The sequence below is a fragment of the Pararhizobium sp. A13 genome (genome assembly GCF_040126305.1).
In the GTDB taxonomy this organism is placed as follows: Bacteria; Pseudomonadota; Alphaproteobacteria; order Rhizobiales; family Rhizobiaceae; genus Pararhizobium.
On record NZ_CP149512.1, the window covers coordinates 296525 to 320944 of the forward strand.

General features: G+C 62.2%; 21 protein-coding genes and 1 riboswitch. Of the genes, 2 read left to right on the forward strand and 19 right to left on the reverse strand.

The genetic code is table 11. The features are described from left to right. Positions 1–6 precede the first annotated feature (6 nt). The 11 genes from WI754_RS29995 to WI754_RS30045 all read right to left on the reverse strand — a co-directional run bounded on the left by WI754_RS29995 (position 7) and on the right by WI754_RS30045 (position 12387). Entirely contained in the window at positions 7–1164 is a 1158-nt protein-coding gene (locus WI754_RS29995) for a Gfo/Idh/MocA family oxidoreductase (RefSeq protein WP_341486319.1), read from the reverse strand. A 299-nt stretch (positions 1165–1463) separates the two neighbouring features. After that, positions 1464–2234, reverse strand: a complete 771-nt coding sequence (locus WI754_RS30000; RefSeq protein ID WP_341486320.1) for an enoyl-CoA hydratase — start codon at positions 2232–2234, stop codon at positions 1464–1466. Positions 2235–2274: 40 nt separating this feature from the next. Beyond that, positions 2275–3171, reverse strand: a complete 897-nt coding sequence (gene mmsB / locus WI754_RS30005) for a 3-hydroxyisobutyrate dehydrogenase (protein ID WP_341486321.1) — start codon at positions 3169–3171, stop codon at positions 2275–2277. Beyond that, positions 3168–4277, reverse strand: coding sequence for an enoyl-CoA hydratase/isomerase family protein (locus WI754_RS30010; protein WP_341486322.1), 1110 nt, complete (start codon positions 4275–4277; stop codon positions 3168–3170). Before WI754_RS30010 ends, mmsB begins: the two co-directional genes overlap by 4 nt. Continuing rightward, a complete protein-coding gene (lpdA, locus tag WI754_RS30015) occupies positions 4261–5658 on the reverse strand; it encodes a dihydrolipoyl dehydrogenase (protein ID WP_341486323.1) in 1398 nt (465 codons plus the stop codon). The genes WI754_RS30010 and lpdA overlap by 17 nt, the downstream gene beginning before the upstream one ends. A 5-nt stretch (positions 5659–5663) precedes the next feature. Continuing rightward, a complete protein-coding gene (locus tag WI754_RS30020; protein ID WP_341486324.1) occupies positions 5664–6938 on the reverse strand; it encodes a dihydrolipoamide acetyltransferase family protein in 1275 nt (424 codons plus the stop codon). 2 nt (positions 6939–6940) lie between these two features. After that, positions 6941–7954 carry an alpha-ketoacid dehydrogenase subunit beta gene (locus WI754_RS30025; RefSeq protein WP_341486325.1) on the reverse strand — a complete coding sequence of 338 codons (1014 nt, stop codon included), beginning with the start codon at positions 7952–7954 and terminating at the stop codon, positions 6941–6943. A 1-nt stretch (position 7955) separates the two neighbouring features. Further along, a complete protein-coding gene (locus WI754_RS30030; RefSeq protein WP_341486326.1) occupies positions 7956–9188 on the reverse strand; it encodes a 3-methyl-2-oxobutanoate dehydrogenase (2-methylpropanoyl-transferring) subunit alpha in 1233 nt (410 codons plus the stop codon). 67 nt (positions 9189–9255) lie between these two features. Then, positions 9256–10383, reverse strand: coding sequence for an acyl-CoA dehydrogenase family protein (locus WI754_RS30035; protein ID WP_341486327.1), 1128 nt, complete (start codon positions 10381–10383; stop codon positions 9256–9258). A gap of 24 nt (positions 10384–10407) precedes the next feature. After that, positions 10408–11595, reverse strand: coding sequence for an acetyl-CoA C-acyltransferase (locus tag WI754_RS30040; protein ID WP_341486328.1), 1188 nt, complete (start codon positions 11593–11595; stop codon positions 10408–10410). A gap of 21 nt (positions 11596–11616) precedes the next feature. Beyond that, on the reverse strand, positions 11617–12387 hold the full coding sequence (locus tag WI754_RS30045) for a 3-hydroxyacyl-CoA dehydrogenase (RefSeq protein WP_341486610.1): 771 nt from the start codon (positions 12385–12387) through the stop codon (positions 11617–11619). Between the two features lie 198 nt (positions 12388–12585). On the opposite strand from WI754_RS30045, the gene WI754_RS30050 reads away from it, so the two are divergent. Beyond that, complete coding sequence (locus WI754_RS30050) at positions 12586–13611, forward strand: AraC family transcriptional regulator (protein ID WP_341486329.1); 1026 nt, start codon at positions 12586–12588, stop codon at positions 13609–13611. Between the two features lie 159 nt (positions 13612–13770). Here the strand turns inward: WI754_RS30050 and WI754_RS30055 are convergent, their stop codons facing one another. From WI754_RS30055 to WI754_RS30090, 8 genes are all read right to left on the reverse strand, one after another. Next, positions 13771–14406 carry a hypothetical protein gene (locus tag WI754_RS30055; protein ID WP_341486330.1) on the reverse strand — a complete coding sequence of 212 codons (636 nt, stop codon included), beginning with the start codon at positions 14404–14406 and terminating at the stop codon, positions 13771–13773. Between the two features lie 29 nt (positions 14407–14435). Then, the gene (locus WI754_RS30060; protein WP_341486331.1) at positions 14436–15830 is read right to left on the reverse strand and encodes a selenium-binding family protein; all 1395 of its coding nucleotides are present in this window, start codon (positions 15828–15830) and stop codon (positions 14436–14438) included. A 386-nt stretch (positions 15831–16216) separates the two neighbouring features. Next, on the reverse strand, positions 16217–17203 hold the full coding sequence (locus tag WI754_RS30065) for a beta-ketoacyl-ACP synthase III (RefSeq protein WP_341486332.1): 987 nt from the start codon (positions 17201–17203) through the stop codon (positions 16217–16219). Further along, positions 17203–18468, reverse strand: a complete 1266-nt coding sequence (locus WI754_RS30070; RefSeq protein WP_341486333.1) for an adenosylmethionine--8-amino-7-oxononanoate transaminase — start codon at positions 18466–18468, stop codon at positions 17203–17205. The genes WI754_RS30065 and WI754_RS30070 overlap by 1 nt, the downstream gene beginning before the upstream one ends. Next, complete coding sequence (bioD, locus tag WI754_RS30075; RefSeq protein WP_341486611.1) at positions 18465–19097, reverse strand: dethiobiotin synthase; 633 nt, start codon at positions 19095–19097, stop codon at positions 18465–18467. The genes WI754_RS30070 and bioD overlap by 4 nt, the downstream gene beginning before the upstream one ends. Next, complete coding sequence (locus tag WI754_RS30080) at positions 19097–20242, reverse strand: 8-amino-7-oxononanoate synthase (protein WP_341486334.1); 1146 nt, start codon at positions 20240–20242, stop codon at positions 19097–19099. The genes bioD and WI754_RS30080 overlap by 1 nt, the downstream gene beginning before the upstream one ends. Further along, positions 20239–21180 carry a biotin synthase BioB gene (bioB, locus tag WI754_RS30085; RefSeq protein ID WP_341486335.1) on the reverse strand — a complete coding sequence of 314 codons (942 nt, stop codon included), beginning with the start codon at positions 21178–21180 and terminating at the stop codon, positions 20239–20241. Before bioB ends, WI754_RS30080 begins: the two co-directional genes overlap by 4 nt. Positions 21181–21460: 280 nt before the next feature. After that, positions 21461–22129: a GntR family transcriptional regulator gene (locus WI754_RS30090; RefSeq protein WP_341486336.1), complete on the reverse strand. Its 669-nt coding sequence runs from the start codon at positions 22127–22129 to the stop codon at positions 21461–21463. A 220-nt stretch (positions 22130–22349) separates the two neighbouring features. Then, a riboswitch (TPP riboswitch) is annotated at positions 22350–22488 on the forward strand. Positions 22489–22582: 94 nt separating this feature from the next. On the opposite strand from WI754_RS30090, the gene thiC reads away from it, so the two are divergent. After that, a complete protein-coding gene (gene thiC / locus WI754_RS30095) occupies positions 22583–24418 on the forward strand; it encodes a phosphomethylpyrimidine synthase ThiC (RefSeq protein ID WP_341486337.1) in 1836 nt (611 codons plus the stop codon). Positions 24419–24420 lie beyond the last annotated feature (2 nt).

Genomic DNA, 24420 nt, shown 5'->3' on the forward strand with positions numbered 1-24420 from the left:
TCCTCCTCAAGCCGCGCGGGCGTGGAGCGCTTCGTCGAAGCGATCCCAGATGGGTCTGAGATCGACGACGCTGCGCTTGCGGCGCGCCTCGTCCATCGACAGCGCCAGAATACCGGCTTCCAGCGCATCGATCGTCGAAACGGGCAATGCCCGGCCGTCGCGGACATGGCCGATGATGTCGGCCGCCATCTGTTCGTCGGCGCCGTAATGCTGCGACAGTTCCGTCGCGGCATATTTGTTTTCAATGACCTTCTTGCCGGTCAGCATCTCGTGGACATCGAAATAGCCGCGGATGAAATCGCCCTCGGCCATACCACGCGAGCCCATGATGCAGAAGCGGCGGAACTGGTCCGGGACGTTGAGGTTGGTGTGGAAGTTCATGCCGACGCCGTTGGCGTATTCGACGATCGCGACCTGGTAGTCGATGATGTCGCCATCGCTGTCGAAAACCTTGTCGGAGCCCATCCAGCCGCTCGGCTTGCGATGGAAGAGTTCGAGATCGTTGATGCCTTCACGGGCCGGGTCGTTGGCGGGGATGAAGCTCTTGCGCCCGCCGAAACTGGCGACGCGCTCCGGCCGCGCGCCGACGATGCCATTGTAGAGATCGAGGTCGTGGCAGCATTTTTCCAGCATGAAGCTGCCGGAATAGCGCTCGTAGCGGCGCCAGTCGCGCATGAAGAAGGCGCCGTGATAGGGCTCGATGTGCTCGGCCGCCTCGATCGAGACGACCTCACCGAGGGTTCCGGCAGTTTGGGCGGCGCGCAGGTCGCGGTACATCGGCGCATAGCGCAACACGAGACCGACCATCAGCCGTTCATGCCCGTACCTGGCCATCAACCGGGCAAGTTCCAGGCTTTCCTCGACGGTCGTAACGATCGGTTTTTCGCTGAAAACCTTGAGGCCGGCTTCGAGCCCGATGCGAATATGATCGAGATGCATGTGGTTCGGCGAACCGATCATCAGAAGATCGAGCTTTTCGTTGGCGATCAGCTCTTCGGGGGTCGCATAGGCGGTGCCGGCGGAAATGCCTTTTTCCGAAAGACTGGACAAGCCGGCCGGGTTCGGATCGACATAACCGGCGATCTCGAAGCTTTCGTCCATAGCCTTGAAGACATAGCCCAGATAGCCAAGACGGAATCCGAGCCCGATGATGCCCACTTTCATTCTTCTGGTATTCCCCGTTTATTGTCGTAATTTATTTTCTCAGACTGAGGCAGATTTTCATCATCGTCAACCGAAATCCGCTGAAAACTTTATTTTATGAAATTCATTTTCATATGGGTTGATGCGGTATCAGATTGGTCCGCTTCTGGACTGCATGCGACGTGCGGTTGAAACGCTGATGAAAGATGCCAGCACGATGGGCTGCTTGCCGCCTTGGGAAACACATAAAAACGGCGGCGGCTGAAAGACAGCCGACCCGCCGGTCCCATTGATATCGCCGCCTGTTTTGGGGGTAGGGTCTATTTTCCCTGAAACTTCGGGTCCCGCTTTTCGATGAACGCCGCCATGCCCTCTTTCTGATCAACGGTTGCAAAGAGCGAGTGAAAAAGCCGGCGCTCGAAAAGGAGGCCTTCCCGCAGTCCGCTCTCGAGTGCGCGATCTACGGCCTCGCGCGCGGCCATGGTTGCGGCCTTGCCGTAACCGGCGATGGTGCGGGCGGCGGCAAGCGTTTCGTCCATCAACGTCTCGGCCGGAATGACGCGCGCAACGAGGCCGCAGCGTTCGGCCTCCGTCGCATCCATCATCCGTCCCGTCAGGATCATGTCCATGGCCTTCGACTTGCCGATGAGTTTCGTCAGCCGCTGCGAGCCACCCATTCCGGGCATCACGCCGAGTTTGATCTCGGGTTGGCCGAACATGGCGGTGTCGGCGGCAAAGATGATGTCGCACATCATCGCGAGTTCACAACCGCCGCCGAGCGCGTAACCCGACACCGCGGCGATCCTTGGCGTCCGAAAAGAAGCAAAGCGATCCCAGGCTGCAAAGAAATCCTCGCCGAACATTTCGGCGAAGGATTTATCCGCCATCTCCTTGATATCGGCGCCTGCGGCGAAAGCCTTGTTCGAGCCCTTCAGCACGAAACAGCCGACGCCCGGGTCGCGGTCAAGCGGCCCGAGTTCGGCTGCCAGCGCGTGCATGATCTCGGAATTCAGCGCATTGCGGGCCGCGGGCCGGTTCAACGTGACGATGACGACCCGGTCCTGTTGTTCGATAATGATCGGTTTTTCCACTGTCTTGCTCCTGAATTTTCGCGGCCGCAGGCTGGACCTGTTACGCGGCTCCGGCGCCTGATTTTTCTCGCAACAGATTGATGATACCCGAAAAGTCCTTGTCGGCGTTTCCGAGTTCGTTGAACAGTTGATAGAGTTCTGCGGCCTTGGCGCCGAGCGGCGTCGTCGCTCCGGTCGCTGCTGCCGCCTCCTGCGAAAGCTTCAGATCCTTCAGCATGAGCGCTCCGGCAAAACCCGGCTGGTAGTCGTTGTTGGCCGGTGAGGTGGGAACCGGACCGGGCACGGGGCAATAGGTGGTGAGTGACCAGCACTGCCCCGATGAAACGGACGCCACGTCGAAGAGCGCCTGATGCGTGAGGCCGAGCTTCTCGCCGAGCACGAAGGCCTCACCGACGGCGATCATGCTGACGCCCAGGATCATGTTGTTGCAGATCTTAGCCGCCTGGCCAGCCGTCGCGCCACCACAGTGAATGATGCGTTTGCCCATTGCCGCGAATATTGGTTGAGCCTTGGCGAAAACGTCCTGATCTCCACCGATCATGAAGGTCAGCGTTGCCGCCGCAGCACCGCCTGTACCGCCGGAAACCGGAGCATCGAGAGAAGGACAATTCTCCGCGGTCGCCATGGCATGCGCCTTGCGGGCGCTGTCGATATCGATGGTCGAGCAGTCGATGAGCAGCGTGCCGGAGGGCACCGATACCACCAGTTCCTCCCAAACCGAAAGCACGTGCTTGCCGGCCGGCAGCATGGTGATCACGGTATCGACGGCATCAACGGTTTCGGCAAGGGACGCGCACGGGATCACGCCGTTTTCACGCGCCTGTTCCAGCAGGGGTTGCGACAGGTCAAAACCCCTGACCGTGTATCCTGCCTTGACCAGATTGGACGCCATCGGGCCACCCATGTGGCCGAGGCCGATAAAGCCGATGGATGTCATGTGCGTGGTCCTCCCTCAAACGTTTCTGCAAAAAGCGGATGGGCAGATGGCTGGAAATAGGCTGCGACCTGGGCCTCGGTCACATCGCCGAGGCGGCCCGGATGCCATTGCGGATTGCGGTCCTTGTCGATAACGGCGGCGCGCACCCCTTCGTAGAAATCGTGGCTGCGCAGAACCGCCGCGGTCGCGGCGAATTCCCGTTCGAGACAGGTTTCCAGGCTTGTCGTTTGCCGTCCCAGCCTCAGCAGGCGGAGCGCGACCTTAAGGCTGAGCGGTGATTTTGCCGAAAGCACGGCAAGAACGTTTTCGGCGAAGGGGCTTCCATCTCGGCGCAGTGCCTCGAAAATTTCCTCCACGGTCTTAAAGGCAAACAGGCGGTCGATTGCCTGCTGATGCGCCTTGAGCACGCCCGCGGGAGGCGCTGCCGAAAAGCCGTGGATGGACGCGGATATCTCCTCGCCGGAGGCGCCTGCCGCAAGACCCGCCAATGCTTTCGCGAGCGCAGGCAGGCGATCAGACGAAACAAACGTATCTGCAAGGCCAGTCAGGATGACATCGGCCGCACGAAGCGGCTCGCCAACAAGCGCAATATAAGTACCGAGTTCGTTGTTCTGGCGCGTCAAAAACCAGGAAGCGCCGATATCAGGGAAAAAGCCGATGCCGGTTTCCGGCATGGCAAAACGGGTTCGCTCCGTGACGATGCGGTGGCTGCCATAGACGGAGATACCGACGCCGCCGCCCATGACAATGCCGTCCATCACGACCACATAGGGTTTGGGATAGCGGCCGATCCGGGCATTGAGACGGTACTCCTCGCGCCAGAAGGTTGCCGGCAAATCCGATCCGGCCTTTCCGGCGTCATAGATGGCGCGGATATCGCCGCCGGCACAAAGACCACGCTCGCCCTCGCCTGTAACGAGAACAGCGGCAATGGCCGGATCGTGCTCGAACCGATCAAGGGCAGCTTCGATGTCGCGCACCATGTCAAGCGTCAGGCTATTCAGCGCCCTGGGGCGATTGAGCCGGATGCGACCGAGCGCGCCATCGCGATCGACCAGCGTTTGTGGCTCGGCGCCGAGAGAAACGGGCTCAGATGTGGAGGGCATGGCCAAGGGCTTTCAATGCGGCTTCCTGGAAGCCTTCGCTGCGTGTCGGATGCGCGTGGATCGTCGCGGCGATGTCTTCCAGGCGTGCGCCCATTTCGATCGCCAACGCAAAGGTGCTCGACAGCTCCGACACGCCGGCACCGACCGCCTGCACGCCGAGAACAAGATTCGTGTCCGCACGTGCCACGACCCGCACGAACCCGTCCTCGGACAGCATTGTCATCGCCCGGCCGTTGGCGGTAAGGGGGAACAGCCCCACCCGGATTTCAAAACCTTGCGCCCTCGCCTCATCTGGCGAAAAACCGGCGGTTACGATTTCAGGGTCGGTGAAGCAGACGGCCGGGATGCAGCGCTTGTCCCACACGCGCTTCTTTCCCGCGACGATTTCGGCGACCATCTCGCCCTGCGCCATGGCGCGATGCGCAAGCATCGGTTCACCGGTGATATCGCCGATGGCATGGACGCCGCGCATCGACGTCCGGCAGCGATCGTCGATGCGCAGGAATTTGCCAGTGCGGTCAAGGTCGAGCTCTTCCAATCCCCAGCCTTCGGTGCGCGGCTTGCGCCCGACGGTCACCAGGATCCTGTCGGCCGGGAGCCGCTGCTCCTCGCCATCCGCAGTTTCGATAAGAAGTGCAAGGCCGCCGTCCGAAAGCGCCTTGGCCTTGGCACCGGTCAAGACCCGGACGCCCAACTCGCCCAGCCGCTTGGTCACGGGCCGTACCAGTTCCGCATCATATTGCGGCAGGAGCTGCTGAGTCGCCTCCACCACTGTCACTTCGGAGCCCATCTTGGCAAAAGCAGTCCCGAGTTCGAGCCCGATATAGCCGCCGCCGACAATGATCAGCTTCTTCGGGACGACTTTCAGCGACAAGGCCTCGGTCGAGGATATCACCGGTCCGCCGAAGGGAAGCGACGGCAGTTCAACCGGCTCGGAGCCGGTTGCGATCACCACCGTCTCGGCGCGGATGACCTGCGTTCCCGTTTCCGTCTCGACCTCGACGGTCTTGCCGTCCCGGAATGTTGCCTTTCCATGCACGATCTTCACCTTGGCCTTGCGCAGCAATCCGAGCACGCCGCTGTTCAGCCGGCCGACGATGCCGTCTTTCCAGGCGACTGTCTGGGCAAGGTCAAGTTTCGGCGCTTCGATGCTGATCCCGAGTGGGCTTTTCGCGCCGGCCATATGGATGACCCTGTCGAATTCCTCGGCCGCGTGGATCAGCGCCTTGGAAGGTATACAGCCGATGTTGAGGCAGGTTCCGCCGGCCTTGACGGCCTCGACGATGACGGTATCAACCCCAAGCTGCCCGGCGCGGATGGCGCAGATATAGCCACCAGGCCCGGCGCCGATGACGAGAAGTTTGCAGACGATCTCTTTCATGGGCATCAGCCTTCGATAAAAATCAGAGCGGGGGTTTCGAGCAGGACCTTGAGCCGCTGGACGAAGGTCGCCGCGTCCCAGCCGTCCACCACCCGGTGATCGAAGCTCGACGAAAGGTTCATCATCTTGCGCGGAATGAACTGGCTGCCATCCCAGACGGGCCGCGTCATGATCTTGTTGACGCCGACAATCGCCACTTCCGGATGGTTGATTATGGGCGTCGTCGCGATACCGCCCATTGCGCCGAGCGAGGTAATAGTGATCGTCGAACCGGAAAGCTCTTCACGCAGGGCCGAGCCGGTTCTCGCCGCCTCCGCAAGCCGTACCATCTCGGCGGCGCAATCCCAGATGCCGCGCGCTTCCGCATGACGCACGACCGGGACGGTCAGGCCCGCGGGCGTTTGGGTGGCGATGCCGATGTGCACGGCACCGTGGCGGGTGATGATGCCGGCATCGTCGTCGAAGGTCGCATTGACGCCCGGTTGCTCGGCCACCGTCTTCACCAGCGCCCGCATCAGGAAGGGCAGGATAGTCAGCTTCGTCTGGTCCGACTTGCGGCTGCCATTCATGGTTGCCCGCAAGTCCTCCAGATCCGTGACGTCGATCTCCTCCACGTAGGTGATGTGAGGAATGCGTGAGGTGGCAAGCACCATTTTCTCGGAGATGCGGCGGCGAAGGCCGGTGACCCTGATCTCCTCAACGGCCGTTTTCCTGGCAAGACCCGCTGGCATGACGGACAACTGTGTACCACGCGCAAGAAACTGGTCGAGGTCGTCATGGGTGATGCGACCGGCAGGCCCGGTGCCCGGCACCTGGCGCAGATCGATGCCGCTTTCCTGCGCGCGAAGGCGGACGGCCGGCGAGGCGAGCGGTTTTTCCGCAGGCGTCTGTACCTCACCCCGTGTGACCGGCGCGGCCTGGATTGCTTTCTTGCTCTCAAGCGGCGGGCTCTCCACCTTTGCGACAGGGGATTGCTCTTCGACGGTCTCGATAGTCACCGTCTCCGGCATCGCGGTCGCGGTCAACTCGCCCCCCTCGCCGGCAACTTCAATCCGCACCAACGGCGCCTTGACGGCAACCGTGTCGCCGATCTCTGCCCCGAGCCACAGAACAGTGCCGGTCACCGGTGAAGGAATCTCGACCGTCGCCTTGTCGGTCATGACAGCGGCGAGCACCATGTCTTCGCGAACGGGATCGCCCGGCTTCACATGCCATTCGACAAGCTCGGCTTCGGCGACGCCTTCGCCGACATCCGGCATCTTGATGGTGAATTCACCCATGGTCACGCCTCCATCACTTCAGCGAGCGCGCGCCCGACGCGGCCGGGTCCGGGGAAATAGTCCCATTCCTGCGCATGCGGATAAGGCGTGTCCCAACCCGTCACGCGCACGACCGGCGCCTCCAGATGGTAGAAGCAATGCTCCTGCACCAGCGCCACCACCTCAGCACCGAAGCCGGATGTCAGGGTCGCCTCGTGTACCATGACGCAGCGACCGGTCTTGGTAACCGATTGCATGATGGTGTCGAGATCGAGCGGCAACAGGCTGCGCAGGTCGATCACCTCGGCGTCGATCCCCATCTCTTCCGCAGCCGCCAGTGCGACATGGACCATGGTGCCATAGGTGATGACGGTGACCGCAGATCCCTGCCGCCGCACCTCGGCCTTGCCGATCGGAATGCTGTAGTGGCCTTCCGGCACCTCGCCCAGTTCATGTTTCGACCATGGCGTCACCGGCTTTTCGTGATGGCCGTCGAAGGGGCCGTTGTAGAGGCGCTTGGGTTCAAGGAACATCACCGGGTCCGGGTCCTCGATCGCCGCGATCAGCAATCCCTTGGCATCGTAAGGATTCGAGGGGACGACGACTTTCAGGCCGCAGACATGGGTAAACAGCGCCTCGGGGCTCTGACTGTGCGTCTGTCCGCCGAATATGCCGCCGCCCGTCGGCATGCGCAAGACGATCGGGCAGGTGAAATCGCCATTCGAGCGGTAGCGGATGCGGGCGGCCTCCTGCGTGATCTGGTCGTAGGCCGGGTACATATAGTCGGCGAACTGGATTTCGACGCAGGGTTTCAAGCCATAGGCCGCCATGCCAATTGCCGTGCCGACAATGCCGCTCTCGCTGATCGGCGTATCGAAGCAGCGGGTCTTGCCGTATTTCGCCTGAAGCCCTTGCGTGCAGCGGAAGACGCCGCCGAAATAGCCGACGTCCTCGCCGAAGACGACCACGTTGTCGTCGCGCTCCATCGACACGTCCATGGCGCTGCGCACGGCCTCGATCATTGTCATTCTGGCCATGTCAGTACCCTGCCTTCTGCCGCTGGCGGCGAATATGTGCGGGCATCTCGGCATAGACCCCCTCGAAGATGTCGCGCACCGAGGGCTTTCCGCCAGCATGCAGCGTGCCGTGCGCCTCCGCCTGTTTCTGTGCCTGGATCACCTCGTCGAGGATCTCCGCCTCTGCTTGAACATGACGCTCCTCCGACCAGACACCCTTCACGACCAGATGCTTCTTCAGACGAAGGACGGGATCTCCAAGTGGCCAGGCCTCGGATTCGGTTTTCGGGCGGTAGGCACTCGGGTCGTCGGAGGTCGAATGCGCGCCGACCCGATAGGTGACATACTCGATCAGCGTCGGCCCGAGATTGCGCCGGGCGCGCTCGGCCGCCCAACGGGACACGGCATAAACGGCGAGATAGTCATTGCCATCGACACGCAGCGCCGGGATGCCAAAACCAAGGCCGCGAGCGGCAAAGGTTCCGGAACCGCCGCGAGCAATGCCCTGGAACGTCGAGATCGCCCACTGATTGTTGACGATGTTGAGGATGACCGGCGCCTTGTAGGTCGAGGCGAAGACGAGCGCGGAATGAAAGTCCGATTCCGCAGTCGAACCGTCACCGATCCACGCGGCGGCGATCTTGGTATCGTTCTTGATGGCCGACGCCATGGCCCAGCCGACTGCCTGGACATACTGGGTGGCGAGGTTGCCGGAGATGGTGAAGAAACCGTGCTCCTTCGACGAGTACATGATCGGCAACTGCCGGCCGCGCAACGGATCACTTTCGTTCGAGAAGATCTGGTTCATCATCTCGACCATCGGATACTCGTCGGCGATCAGGAGGCCCGCCTGGCGATAGGTCGGGAAGTTCATGTCGCCTTTCCTGAGCGCCTTGCGAAAGGCGCAGCTTACGGCTTCCTCGCCGAGATGCTGCATGTAGAAGGACGTTTTTCCCTGCCGCTGCGCCATCAGCATGCGGGCGTCGAAGGCGCGCAGCTTCATCATGTTGCGCAGGCCGGTCAGCAATTCCTCATCCGACAGCAGCCCTGCCCAAGGGCCTACCGCTTCGCCGTCACGGTTGAGGACGCGAATGATCGAATAGGCCAGATCACGGATCGATTCCGGCGCGGCGTCAACTTCCGGGCGCGGAACCGCGCCTGCCTTGGCGATATTGACGTTGGAAAAATCCGGCTGACCGCCAGGCCGGACGGCCGGCTCCGGAACATGCAGACTCAATTGCGGGAACTCGGTCATGCCGTACTCTTCCTCCTTTTTGGACCCCGTTTTCCTTGCTCTCTCCCGGAAAACGAGGCCTCCTCCCTCATAGATTACGTGCAATGACGATGCGCTGCACGTCGCTTGTTCCCTCATAGATCTGGCAGATACGAGCATCGCGGTAGATCCGTTCGACCGGATAATCCGACATATATCCATAGCCGCCATGGATCTGGATCGCATCCGAGCAGACCTTCTCTGCCATTTCCGAGGCGAAGAGTTTTGCCATGGAGGCTTCCGTCAGGCAGGGCACTCCGCTTTCCTTCAGCTCGGCGGCATGCAGCACCATTTGGCGCGCCACCTCGATCTGCGTCGCCATATCGGCAAGCCGGAAGGCGACGGCCTGATGCTCGACGATCGGCTTGCCGAAGGCAATGCGCTCGCGGGCATAGTCGCGTGCCGCCTCGAAGGCCGCGCGCGCCATGCCGACCGATTGCGACGCAATGCCGATGCGGCCGCCTTCCAGATTGGCGAGCGCGATCTTGTAGCCTTCGCCTTCCGCACCCAAGCGCAGATCCGCGGGAATGCGCATGTCGGTGAAGGCGAGCTGGCAGGTATCGGAGGAATGAAGGCCGAGCTTATGCTCCACCCGCACGACCTCGTAGCCGGGCGTATCGGTCGGTACGATGAAGGCGGTAATGCCCTTCTTTCCAGCATCGGGATCGGTGACGGCGAAGACGATGATCACGTGCCCGTTCTTGCCGGACGTCGTGAACTGCTTGGCGCCATCCAGCACATAATGATCGCCGTCACGCCGGGCGCGGGTGCGCAGATTGGAAGCATCTGAACCGGCCTGCGGTTCGGTCAGCGCAAAACCGCCGATCCATTCACCGGAAGCCAGTTTCGGCAGGAAGCGCTGCTTCTGTTCCTCCGTGCCGAATTTTAGGATAGGCACGCAGCCAACGGAACTGTGGACACTCATGATCGTCGAGCACGGGCCATCACCGGCGGCGATCTCTTCCAGCGCGACGGCGTAGGCCACAGTGCCCGTCTCCGAGCCGCCATAGGCTTCCGGCACCAGCATGCCGAGAAAACCAAGTTCGCCCATTTCCTTCAATTCATCTTTCGGAAACGCATGCGAGACGTCGCGCTCGGCGGCGCCCGGCAGCAGGCGCTCGCGTGCAAAGTCACGGGCCATGTCGCGAATCTGGATTTGTTGTTCAGTCAGGATCATCTGTCGGTCTCCTCCCCAGCCCGATCAATGCCGCTCGAGGGCGATCGCTGTCGCCTCGCCGCCGCCGATGCAGAGCGCGGCCATGCCGCGCCTCAACCCATAGCGCTCGAGTGCTGCCAAAAGCGTGACAATGACGCGGGCGCCGGATGCGCCGATCGGATGACCAAGCGCGCAGGCGCCGCCATGCACGTTGACCTTGTCATGCGGCAGGTCGAGGTCGCGCATTGCCGCCATGGCGACGACAGCGAATGCCTCGTTTATCTCGAACAAATCGACATCCCTGAGGTTCCACCCTGTCCGGTCGGAGAGCTTGTTCAGGGCACCGATAGGAGCGGTCGCGAAGAGATTGGGCGCCTGCGCGTGGGTCGCGTGACCGGCGATGGTTGCAAGCGGCGTGAGCCCCCTCCGGTCCGCTTCAGAGCGGCGCATCAGCACCAGGGCGGCCGCGCCGTCGGAAATCGAAGAGGAATTGGCGGCCGTCACCGTTCCGTTTTCACGGAATGCGGGCTTCAGGGTCGGGATCTTTTCGAGTCTTGCCTTGCCGGGCTGTTCGTCGCGGCCGACGACATTTTCCGCCCGTCCCGCCCTCACCGTGACCGGCGTGATTTCGGCATCGAAAAGCCCCTCCTCGACCGCCTTCTGCGCGCGGGTCAGCGATGTCACGGCAAAATCGTCCTGCGCGGGCCGTGTGAACTGATAGGCCTCGGCGCAATCCTCGGCAAACGTGCCCATCAGCCGCCCCCTGTCGTAAGCATCCTCCAGCCCGTCGAGGAACATGTGATCAATGACGCGGCCATGGCCGAGCCGGTAACCACCGCGGGCACGATCAAGCAGATAGGGCGCATTGCTCATGCTTTCCATGCCGCCGGCAACAGCGATGTTCGCGCTGCCGGCGGCAATCAGGTCATGCGCCAGCATCACCGCCTTCATGCCGGAGCCGCACATCTTGTTGACGGTGCTCGCGCCCGTCGCGTAGGGCAGGCCCGCGCCGATTGCCGCCTGTCTCGCCGGCGCCTGTCCCTGGCCGGCCGGCAGGACGCAGCCGAAAACCACTTCCTCCACCGCCTCGGCGGAAACTTGGCTGCGCTCCAAGGCGGCGCGGATAGCCGCTGCGCCGAGTTGGGGAGCGGTCGCATCCTTCAGGTCGCCCTGAAATCCACCCATTGCGGTACGGGCGGAACCGACGATGACGATGGGATCATGCACAGTCATTTCAACCTCCCGGGACCAGCCTCAACGCGGCCCCATGCGCAAGGCGCCGTCCAGCCGGATCACCTCGCCATTCAGCATTGTATTTTCGCAGATATGGCGCACCAGCGCTGCAAATTCGATGGGTCGGCCGAGGCGCGGCGGAAAGGGCACGTTCTTGCCGAGCGCGTCCTGAACCTCCTGCGGCATGCCCGCCATCATCGGTGTTTCGAAAATGCCTGGCGCGATCGAAACGACGCGGATGCCGTGGCGGGCGAGTTCGCGGGCGATCGGCAGGGTCATGCCGACAACCCCACCCTTCGACGCAGCGTAGGCGGCCTGACCGATCTGCCCGTCGAAAGCCGCGATCGAAGCGGTGTTGACGATGACACCCCGCTCACCTTCGCTGTCCGGTTCCTCATTCTGGATGACCGATGCGGCAAGACGGACCATGTTGAAGGTGCCGATGAGATTGATGCCGACTGCGCGGGCGAAATTTTCCAGGCGATGCGGGCCGTCGCGCCCCAGCACCTTTTCGCCTGGCGCGATGCCTGCGCAGTTTACCAGGCCATGCAGATGACCGAAGGTCTCAAGCGCTGCGTTGACCGCGGCAAGGCCGTCCTCTTCGCTGGTCACGTCCGTGCGCACGAAACGGGCGCTCGCTGCTCCCAGTTCGGCACTGATCTGCTCACCGGCCTCAGGGTTGACGTCGGCAATAACGATGCTGGCACCGGCCTCGACCAGCAAGCGGGCAACAGCCGCGCCCAAGCCAGAGCCACCACCTGTAACCACAAAAACCTTGCCGGGGATCAGCATGATATTCCGCTCCCGTTTCGAACAGGTGCGGGTGCTGATTTTCGATCCGTCATGCAGCCCTCCCCTGCCGCGTTTCGTCGATGGCTCCTGCATTTTTACAGCACCATCTTGCAGGACTCTACGCTGACGCGGTATTGCAAGCGATGACAGAACTGTCCTTCATTTTTCGGCCAGTTTTGCCATATTGGAGAAGAACCGATGGCAGACGCAGACCGGCGCATGATCTCGCCCTCCTTCGTTGAAGAGGCCCTCGATTGTTTGCGCCGGCAGGGTAAGCCGACCGCCCCGATGCTCGCATCGCTGGGTCTGCCGCCGGTGGTCGACAGGCCGATTTCCGCGGAAGCCTATGGTGCGCTTTGGTTGGCGATCGCGGCCGAAGTCGATGACGAATTCTTCGGCATGGGCGGACGGCCAATGCGCAGCGGCAGCTTTACGCTGCTTTGTCATTGCGTACTGCATGCGGAGACCCTGGAACAGGCGCTACGGCGGGCCTTGCGCTTCCTCGGCGTGGTGCTGGAAAACCCGAGCGGTGAACTCGTCATCCGCGACGGGCTCGCCGAGATCGTGCTGACGGACAAGGGCGAGGCCCGCTCGGCCTTTGCCTATCGGACCTACTGGATTCTGCTGCATGGCATCACCTGCTGGCTGGTCGGCCGCCGCATTCCGATCCGCATGGTGGATTTCCGCTGCGCCGAGCCACAGCAGGGAACAGACTATCGCCTGTTCTTTGGAGCGCCCGTCCAGTTTTCCCAGCCTGTCAGCCGCCTCGCCTTCGACCGGGCCGTGCTCAAGCTGCCGATCGTTCGAACCGAGCAAGCCTTGAAACAATTTCTCCGCGGCGCTCCCGCCAACATTCTCGTGCGCTATCGGTACGACGCCGGTCTGGCTGCCAGCGTGCGCAAGCGGCTGCGGCAAGCGGCGCCTTCGGCTTGGTCCGGCTTCAGTGAGCTTGCCGTACAGATGCGGATGTCGCCATCGACGCTGCGCCACCGCTTGCAGGGCGAAGGACAAAGTTATGCCGGCATCAAGGACGAGATCCGTCGCGATCTTGCCGTCGAAATGCTGCTCCATGGCAACAGCAGCGTCGGAGAGATCGCCGCGCAACTCGGCTTCTCCGAACCCAGCGCCTTTCATCGCGCCTTCCGCAAATGGACATCGAAGAGCCCGGCTGCCTTCCGGCGCGAGACGGGTTCGGTTGCTGCTCTAACCGAAAGTCCGGAATAGGCAAATGCCACAAAATTCCGTCGCGCAATGTTACCGAAAATCAAGCAACAGAGCCCTGGACCAAGCTTCCATCGACATGAAGAATTGAAGGTCCAGCTGCACTCGGCGGACACCAAGGCGGAGAAACGTGATCCCCAACCCGCATCCTGTTCGCCTTCGCTAGATGATCAACAGCACGGCACCGGTGGCGAGCAGAACCAGCGTCCATACGAGGTCCACGTTGATCCAGGCGCTGCGCAATATCTCGAGCCCGACCCAGCGATAGACTGCCAGGGCAACGAAACTTGTGGCGGTCAACATCGCAAGGGTATGGACACCGACCGCTGCGATCGCCATCGCCATCGCGGCGGACCCATCACCGCCGACTTCTCGCAATGGCGACTCCGCGAGACAGAGGGGCATCAACGCCGGCAGGATCATGAGGCCGGCGCCATGGGCCGTCGCCATCAGGAAAGACCAGAACGCAAGGCCGGCAAGCCCCGTGCGCATACCGATGCGAACGCGGCGCCCGTGTCCGAAGAAATGATGCCAGACGGCCCACGCTACGAGACCCCCTCCGGCAGCCATGCGCACAGCACCCTGGTCCACGAAAATACCGGCCACGACCAGGGCTCCCGCCACCAGGGCGATGGACGCGGCGTGTCCGAGGGCGATAGCGGGCACTGCCCGAACCACCGCAGCAGAACTCTGCCGGTGAACGCCAAGCGCCACGGCAAACAGCCATCCCATCGCCGGGTTGAGACCATGAAAGGCACCCAGTCCCGCCAGCAGCATCCAGGGCCAGAACTCGTTCATGGGCGCCTCATCCGGCTGTCCTTCGCTCCTTACGGATAACAATAGGAATCTGACGAGCAATCTCCACCCTGCAGGCGGACCTGATGCGGGCGATGCGACTTTGGCCATTCGACGAAGAATTTCTCGTCGAAGGCTATGCCGCCGTCCGGTTCCGCATCAAGCTTCACCATCCAGCCAGAGACGCCATCGGGATAGAACTGCTCATCGATCGCGCCATAGAGCGAGTTGGTGAAATAGACGCGGCGACCGTCGCGGCTGATCTCGACCATCTGCGGGCCGCCGTTCAGCGCGCCGTTCTTTCCTCCTGGATGCGAAGCGCGCGAAACGATACCGCCGATCCGGACCTTGCCTGTCAGTTTAGGCTTGAAGGGATCGGAGACATCGTACTGATGCAGATCGCCGGTTCCCCAGCAGGACACATAGAGAAATCTGTCGTCCATCGAAAGGTCGATGTCAGTGACGAGTGGCGGCACGGCACTGAAACCCTTGAGCATCGGCGGCAACAGGTCCGGATCGGCGGGCTCCGCCGGAATGTCGATCACCTTTGTCACCGCCCACTTCGTGCCGTCACGGTGCCAGACCCATATCGAGGAGGAGAGGTCCTCAAGACTGAGAACACAGTTGACAAAACCATAGGCTTTCGTGGGGTCATGTGCGGGTCTGAGTTCGAAGACGAGCTGATACTTGTCACCGAAATCAATCGTCTGCAGGTGCTTGCGCTTGTGCAGATCCCAGAAATGCAGACGGCGGCCGTATTTCGCGCCAAGCAGGATTTCCGGGATCAGGCCGTTTTCGAAGGTATCCGGCGTGCCCCATTCGCTGGTGACGAGCGTATCATGGCCAAGGTGCCACCAGAGGTCATAGGAAAGCTGTTGCGGTCCGCGATCCATTTCCCACTGGCCGCGCACATCGAATGTCTCGTGATCCATGAGGAACACGCCCCCCGGTCCCTTGCCCTCGGCGTTGCCAAGGGCTGCGACATAGATCCCTTCCGGCCCGCAGTGAATGGTATGCGGCCTGGAGTATCCGGCCCGTTCGGCGACTTCACCGGGTTCGATGACCTTGACGATCGATGGCCTGCGGCCATCGGGTTTGGTGTCGATGATATGGATCCGCGACGATCTGAGCCCCGGCACGACCAAATAGCGGCGCTCCGCATGCGGGTGCGGCGCATTCGGGCAAAGGCAGGACGAGCAGGCGTTCCAGCCGAAATGATGCAATTCGTCGCCGACATTGGGCATCGCGACAGATGTGACGATCTGACCATAGGAGGCCGATTTGGGATCGACATCGACGACTGCGAGTTCGTCAGGAACCGCTCGCGTCGGATCGAAGGCGACGACGTAGGCAAGCGTCTCCGGCGCGGCCTTCATGGCCATTCGCGGTGACGGATAAAAGCTTGGATCGGGTTTCCACGTTACCATGTGAAGTGCTCCTGGCTCGCGTTTGCAAAACATGAAAGATGTTCGCTGGAAGCTTGCCGACAGCCGACTCATCGCTGCGGACGGGGCAGGATCGAGAATGCTTCAACGGGATACTGTTTCGAGATAGTCCTCTGTGGCGAGCCACGAGGGGCGATCCTCCCCGCCCGATTGTCTCAGATAAAGGCGAGTTTGGGCAGTCCCTTTTTCGTCGCCATCAAGGGTTCGGTGGGCGGGTTTTTCTACTATCCGGGTCGAAGGCAGTCGCCATGGTCCGCAAATGGGCCCGTTGCTTCCGGATCGTAGGCATTTGGGGCCGCGATGGGCCCATTGGCGGTCAGAGTGAACCGTTGGCAATTAGTGGATCCGCTTCACCAACGGGGGCTCTGCTACATCCCGATCACGCAGGCACCGCCCGTCAGCCCCGCGCCCGCCGCAGTCAGCAGCAGTTTTTCGCCGGCGGCAAAAGGCGCAGCCTGATGGGCAAGCGAAAGGGAAAGCGGGATCGTTGCGGCCGAGGAGTTTCCATAGTCCATGATCGTACGAACGGTCTTTTCCGGTTCGATGCGGAGATGGCTGCAAACTGCATCGAAAATACGTGCATTGGCCTGGTGCGGAACAAAGCGGCTGATATCCGCCGGGCAAAGCCCTGCCTGTTCAAGAGCGCGTTCGGCACAGTGCCCCATCAATTCGACCGCCTGCGCGAACATCTCCCGCCCGTCACGCATCGTCATCAGGCATTCACTCGCCGCCACGTCCGCCGCGAAGGGCCTGTTGCTTCCTCCTGCCGGGATCGAGATCAGGTCGTAACGGCTGCCATCGGAAGCGAGATCGACGCCGAGAATCCCCGTTTGCTCATCCTCAGACGGCATCAGGACGACAGCGCCAGCTGCATCAGCGAACAGCACGGCGCTTGCCCGTTCAGCGGGGTTGATGCGGCGGCTCAGTATGTTGGCCGCAACGACCAGCACCGGCCGACCCTGCGCGCGGACAAAGCCGTCGGCGAGCGTCAGCGCATAGAGAAAGCCGGAACAGGCGCCGGCAAGATCGATCGCGCCGGAATTGGCAAGGCCGAGACGATGGGCAAGTAGTGGCGCGGAAGGCGGCAGCAGATGATCGGGCGTCGATGTGGCAAGAAGCGTGAGCGCGATATCGGCCCGGGCGATGCCGGCATTTTTGAGTGCCACATCTCCGGCCCTCGCCGCAAGGCCAGACAGCGTATCGCCGGGCTCCGCCCAATGCCGTGCCCTGATGCCGGTCCGGCGCTCGATCCAGCCCGGATCGAGGCCGAGCCTCTCTTCGATCTCGGCATTTTCGACGCGCCGCGCCGGAACGCAATGGCCAAACCCGGCAAGGCGGGACGAACGTGCGCCCATCACAGCCGGCCCGCCGCAAAACACGCTGCCGCTTCGTCGATCGCGTCATAGGCCCGGTCGAGCTCAGCGGCGGCGACACAATAAGGTGGCATCAGATAGATCACGTTTCCCAACGGCCGGATCAGCAGTTTTCGGTCGCGAAAGAAGGCCCTGAGCCGCGGTCCAACCTCAGAAAGATAGCCGCCCGTCGACACCTCGAGATCAAGAGCGGTGATCGTGCCGACTTGGCGAACGTTGACGAAGCGCGGATCGTCTTCGAAGCGCTGCAGCCGCTCCCATTGCATCCGCTCGAGCGCGCCGATCCGCTCGCGCACCGGCTCCTTGTTCCAGACCGCCAGATTGGCAACCGCGGCGGCGCAGGCGATCGGATTGGCGGTATAGGAACTCGAATGGAAAAACGTCCGGCGGCGATCCGTCGAGAGGTGCGCGTCGAATATTTCGGCCGTGCAGAGCGTGGCCGCGAGCGGCAGCGCACCGCCGGTCAGCCCCTTGGAAGTGCACAGGATATCAGGCGTCACGCCCGCTTGCTCGCAGGCAAACAGGCTGCCTGCGCGCCCCCAGCCGGTCATCACTTCGTCGGCGATCATCAGGGCGCCATGCCTTTCAGCGATCCGCTTCAACTCAGTGAGGACGGATGCCGGATAGGTGCGCATGCCGCCGGCGCCGAGAATGAGCGGCTCGATCAGCAGCGCGGCCACCTGACCGGTCGCGCAGAAAAGTTCAAAAGCGTCGAGCGTTTCCTGTTCGCGCCCGGGCGCCGGGAACGGCAGGCGATCGACGCCGAACAGCAGTGGCTCGTAGGCCTGGTTGAAGACGCCGCGTTCGCCGGCCGACATCGTGCCGATTGTGTCACCGTGATAGCCGTTTTCCATGACGCAGATGCGACGGCGCGGCGTGCCGGAATTATGGAAGAAACCAAGCGCCATTTTCAGCGCGACTTCGACGCAGGTCGAGCCGCTGTCGGAATAGAACACATGCGCAAGCCCCGCGGGCGCGATCTCGATCAGCCCCCGCGCCAGGTCCTCGGCGGGCTCATGGGTGTATTCGGCGAAGATGATCTGGTCGTAGTTCTCGCATGCCGCCTGAATTGCCTTCATGATCACGGGGTGGCGGTGACCATGGGTAATGACCCACCAGGAGGATATGGCATCGAGGATACGCGAGCCGTCTTCCTCGATCAGGCAGGCGCCATCCGTTTGTACGATGCGCTTCATCGACGGTTCCAGCCCGTGCTGGGTGAAGGGGTGCCAGACGGGTGAGTTCATGCCGTCCTCTCCTGGAAGGATGAAAGAGGGAAATGGTCGCGAAAGGCCCACTGCAACCGCTCAGGCGTCAGCGGATCAAGCAACGGCAGACGGCCGAGCACCCGCACCTGTCCCATCGCGGCGATGATCCGCTGCGTTTCGGCCATCTCTTCGCCGATAAAGGCGATGCCGAACACCGGAATCGAGCGGCTGCGCAGCGCTTCGAGCGACAGCAGCGTGTGGTTGATCGTGCCGAGCCCCGTGCGTGCGCAGAGAATGACGGGGATGCGCCAGCGCGCAAAGACATCGGCGAACACTTGGCTTTCCGTCAGCGGCACCAACAGGCCGCCGGCGCCCTCGATGATGAGCGGGGCGCCTGTCGCGGGCGGCGTCAGCATCTCAGGCTCGATCGTCACCTGGTCGAGCCGCGCCGCAAGATGCGGCGACGCGGGTGTCCGGAGCCGGTAGGCTTCCGGTAGAATGCGTTCGGAAGGAAGACGCCCGAGCCGGCTGACGGTCTGGCAGTCCGTCTCTTCGTCGAGCCCGGCTTGGATCGGTTTCCAGTAAGCGGCGCCGAGTGCAGCAGCCAGCGCCGCCGAAAAAACTGTCTTGCCGATGCCCGTATCCGTGCCGGTCACGACGAAGCGCATCACAGCTTCTCCTCTCCCATGATCGCCGCCAGCCGGGTGAACATGCGTGTAATCGTCGGCATGTCGACGTTGAGCGTGATCGCGATCCTGAGCCGTGCCGTGCCTTCAGGAACGGTCGGCGGGCGAATGGCCCGGATGTCGAAGCCTTCGGCCCGCATGCGTGCGGCAATCCGCACTGCCTGGCCATTGTCGCCGATCAGCACAGGCAGGATCTGCGAGCCGCTGCCCGCCACCCCGAGCTTTGCGGCAAGTTCCGTGTTGGCAAAGGCGCGCAGCGCGTCGAAATCCGCGCGCCGCTGGGGTTCATCCACGAGCATTCGCAGCGCTTCACGCACGGTCGCTGCCATCAGCGGCGACGGCGCGGTCGAATAGATGAAGCCGCGCGCCCGGTTGACCAGATAGTCGCAGAGCGTTGTGCTCGCCCCGAGCAGCGCACCGGAGACCCCAAGCGCCTTGCCGCACGTGTGCAGCACGATAACATTCCTCCGGTTCTCAAGATCAGCGGCCAGACCACGGCCACTGGTGCCGAAGACGCCGGTCGCATGCGCCTCGTCGATCACCAGAAATCCGTCATGCCTTTCGGCAAGTGCTGCAAGCGCAGCGAGTGGTGCGCGGTCGCCGTCCATCGAATAGAGGCTTTCGACGGCGATCCAAGGATGGCCGGTACCGCCGCCCTGCCGCCAGCGGATGATCGCCTCTTCGAACGCCGCGACATCGTTGTGCGCTGCCGGCACCGCCTGTGCCCGGCTCGCCTTTATTCCCTCGTGCGCGCTGGCATGCACCAGCGCGTCATGCACGATAAGATCGCCGCGCTGTGGCAAGGTTGAGAAAAGCGCCGCGTTGGCGGCATAGCCGGTGCTAAAATAAAGGACGCGCTCGGCCCCGAAAAAGGCAGCAGCCTCCGCCTCCAGCGCCTCGTGTTCCGGGTGGTTGCCGCGCAACAGGCGCGAGCCGCCGGCACCGACGGGCACATTGCGCTGAAGCGCGGCAGTGACCGCCGTCGCCAGGCGCGTCGAACCGGCGAAGCCTAGATAGTCGTTCGAACTGAAATCGACCCCGTCGCGCGCCATCAGGGTCCGGAGCCTTTCCTTTCGCTCCAACCCCGCCAGCGTCGCTTCATGACGCGCGAGCCGCGTCGGCGTCATTCAGCCGGCTCCAGCTCCATCGGCTTCAAACCGAGACGGCGGAAGAGTGCCGTGTCATGGTCCTCGCCTGGATTTTCGGTGGTGAGCAGTGTATCGCCGGCAAAGATCGAATTCGCGCCGGCGAAGAAACAGAGCGCCTGCATTTCGTCACTCATCTGCGTGCGCCCGGCCGACAGCCGTACATGGGAACGCGGCATCAGGATGCGGGCAAGCGCGATGGTCCTGACAAATTCGATCGGATCGACCGGCTCTGCATCGGCGAGCCTGGAGCCTGGGATTGGGATCAGCATGTTGATCGGCACGCTTTCGGGCGGCTCCGGCAGAGTGGCGAGGGTCACCAGCATGGAGATGCGGTCGTCCGTCGTCTCGCCCATGCCGAGAATGCCGCCGGCGCAAACCTTCATGCCTGCCTCGCGCACATTGGAGAGCGTCTCCAGCCGGTCGGCGAACGTGCGGGTGGTAATGATTTCAGAATAGAATTCTTCCGACGTATCGATATTGTGGTTGTAATAGTCGAGGCCAGCCTCGGCCAGCGCGCCGGCCTGGGGAGGCGATAGCATGCCGAGCGTCATGCAGGTTTCCATGCCGAGCGCCTTGACGCTTGCGACCATCGCGACCAGCGTTTCCATGTCACGGTCCTTCGGACTGCGCCAGGCGGCGCCCATGCAATAGCGGGTGGCCCCTTCGGCCTTGGCCTTGCGCGCTTCGGCGACAACCTTTTCGACCATCATCAGCTTGGACGCCTTGAGGCCTGTCGGAGAATGCGCCGACTGGCTGCAATAGCCGCAATCCTCGGCGCAGCCGCCGGTCTTGATCGACAGCAACCGGCTCATCTGCACGGCGTTGGGATCGAAATTCGCCCGGTGAACTGTCTGCGCCCGGAACAACAGATCGTTGAACGGAGAATTATAGATAATTTTCGCCTGAGCGAGAGACATCGACTCCGCCTGGGTGACAACGGGTGTCTCAGCGCGGTCTGCGGCTGTGTTTCCTTGCAACATTTTCGATCGATTCCCTCTTGTCGCGCCTGCCTGCAAGCTCACTATAGATAAGACCTGATATTATCTATAATTTATTGCAGCGCAATCAGACGCAAGCGCCCTTTCGTTGAGGGTGTATAAAACATCAACCAATGCGAGAGCTCAGGACGACGGCACGGCGCGAAGTTGGACACGCATCGGCCAGATAAACCGGTCAGGACATTGGCCGAGGCAGCCGTCAGCCGACGATCGCGAAGACGTCGCGCGTCGTTCCGGAGGCATTCCGGACGGGTTTTTGCCCGATCCATTGCACGTGGCGTTCGAGAACGGCGGCGGCGTTCTCGACATTGCCCTGACGCAGAAACGTCAGGATCGCGCGATGGTCATGGTCGGTACGGACTTCCCATTCCGAGCGCCAGCTGGCGAACAGGAAGCGGGCGCTGGCGGCATGCAGATCGTTGATCGCGGCAAGCAGGCGCGGCATGCCACAGGGCGCGAGGATCAGGCTATGAAAACGCCGGTTCGCCTCCTCCCAGGATCGAACGTCGCGGGAATTGTCGCCAGCGACCGTCGCCAATTCGGCGAGATCGAGGATCGATGGCGTGAGGTGCGGTGCTGCGTGGCGAAGCGCCAGCACCTCGAGTGCTGCGCGCATTTGCGCGACTTCGCGGACCTCCTCAAGATCAAAGGACGCGACCCGCACGCCACGGCGCGGCTCGCTGACCGCCAGCCCTTGCGCCTCCAGCCGTCGGAACGCTTCGCGCACGGGCACATGGCTCGTTCCGAACTCCTCGGCAATATGATCCTGCCGCAGCTTCGTGCCCGGATCCAGTTGTCCGGTCACGATCCTGTCTGCAAGGATGCGGCTGATGCGGCTGGCAATCGTGTCTTCGCTGATCGAGGTCATTTTTTATAGATAATTTGCCGCAGCGACACTGTCGAGGCCAAGTCTTGTATCCTTGGCCTGTTCATCGCCGCCATCGGCACAATGTCCCCATGGATTTTCTGCCCAGGATCAAAACCTTGGCGTTTCCGGACCTTCGGTTTCCAAAGATGGCAGCGATCCTGACGCGCCGCAGAACAGCCAATTGCTCTTGACGCACCTTGGCGAACCATGCCTTACTGGCCGCATTCACCAGGGGGGTCCCGACAAGGGGCTGAGATTCTGCTGGCGCGAAAGGTGGTCTTGCCACCCTCAAGCAGCGCAGTGACCCGTTGAACCTGATCCAGTTCATACTGGCGTAGGGACGGTGCAAGCGCTGCCACGACTCGATATCCGTTTGCGGATTCGTGTCAGCGTCTTTCCATCATTCCGGCTCTAAAGGACTGGGTCTCCAACCTAAAATTTGGAGCCTCAACCATGAATATTGCCGCAAAAAACCTCACTCCGACTGTCACCACGGGCCCACTGCCTGCCTCCCGCAAAGTCCATGTTCCGGGCGATCTGCATCCAGAAATCCGCGTGCCGATGCGGGAGATCGCGCTTCATCCAACGTCGGGCGAACCGCCCGTCATCGTCTATGACTCCTCCGGCCCCTACACTGATTCCGACCTCATCGTTTCGATCGACACCGGGCTGCCGCGACTGCGCCAGGCCTGGGTGACGGCGCGTGGAGACGTCGAGGCGTATGAAGGCCGGCATGTCAAGCCCGAAGACAACGGCTTTGCCACCGGCGAACGGCTGACGCCGGAATTTCCCATCCGCAACCGGCCGCTCAAGGCCAAGGACGGCAAGGCCGTCACCCAGCTTGCCTATGCACGGGCCGGGATCATCACCCCGGAGATGGAATATATCGCCATCCGCGAAAACCTCGGGCGCAAGGCCGCGAAGGAGGCTCTTGTTCGCGACGGCGAAAGTTTCGGTGCCCGCATTCCGGATCACGTCACAGCCGAGTTCGTGCGCGAGGAAGTTGCGCGCGGGCGAGCAGTCATCCCCGCAAACATCAATCACCCCGAATCCGAACCGATGATCATCGGCCGCAACTTCCTGGTGAAGATCAATGCCAATATCGGCAATTCCGCCGTCACCTCATCGATGGCCGAGGAAGTCGAGAAGATGGTGTGGGCGACCCGCTGGGGTGCCGATACCGTCATGGACCTGTCAACCGGCCGCAACATCCACAACATCCGCGAGTGGATCATCCGCAATTCGCCGGTGCCGATCGGCACGGTGCCACTCTATCAGGCGCTGGAAAAGGTGAGCGGAATTGCCGAGGATCTCAGCTGGGAGGTCTTCCGCGACACGCTGATCGAGCAGGCCGAGCAGGGCGTCGACTATTTCACCATCCACGCCGGCGTGCGGCTTCACTACATTCCGCTCACCGTCAACCGCGTCACCGGCATCGTCTCACGCGGCGGTTCGATCATGGCCAAGTGGTGTCTGCATCACCACAAGGAGAGCTTCCTTTACGAGCATTTCGAGGAAATCTGCGACATCTGCCGGGCCTATGACGTCTCCTTCTCGCTCGGCGATGGCCTGCGTCCCGGCTCGATTGCCGATGCCAATGACGCCGCGCAGTTCGCGGAACTGGAGACGCTGGGCGAACTGACGCAGATCGCCTGGGCGAAGGATTGCCAGGTGATGATCGAAGGCCCCGGCCACGTGCCGATGCACAAGATCAAGGAGAACATGGACAAGCAGCTGGAAGTCTGCGGCGAGGCCCCGTTCTATACGCTCGGACCGCTGACGACCGACATCGCGCCAGGCTACGATCACATCACCTCGGGCATCGGTGCTGCCATGATCGGCTGGTTCGGCACGGCCATGCTCTGCTACGTCACGCCGAAGGAGCATCTTGGCCTGCCCGACCGCAACGACGTCAAAGTCGGCGTCATCACCTACAAGATCGCCGCCCACGCAGCCGACCTTGCCAAGGGGCATCCGGCAGCCCAGTTGCGCGACGACGCGCTTTCGCGGGCCCGTTTCGAGTTCCGCTGGGAAGACCAGTTCAACCTCTCGCTCGATCCGGAAACGGCGCGCTCCTTCCACGACGAGACCCTGCCGAAGGAAGCGCACAAGGTCGCGCATTTCTGCTCGATGTGCGGCCCGAAATTCTGCTCCATGAGGATATCGCACGACATCCGAGCCGAGGCGCAGAAGGAGGGGCTGGAAGCGATGGCCGCGAAGTTCCAGGCAGGCGGCGACCTCTATATGCCGCTTGGTACCGATGGGAGCATTCCGCCCGCGGGAGAATAGCC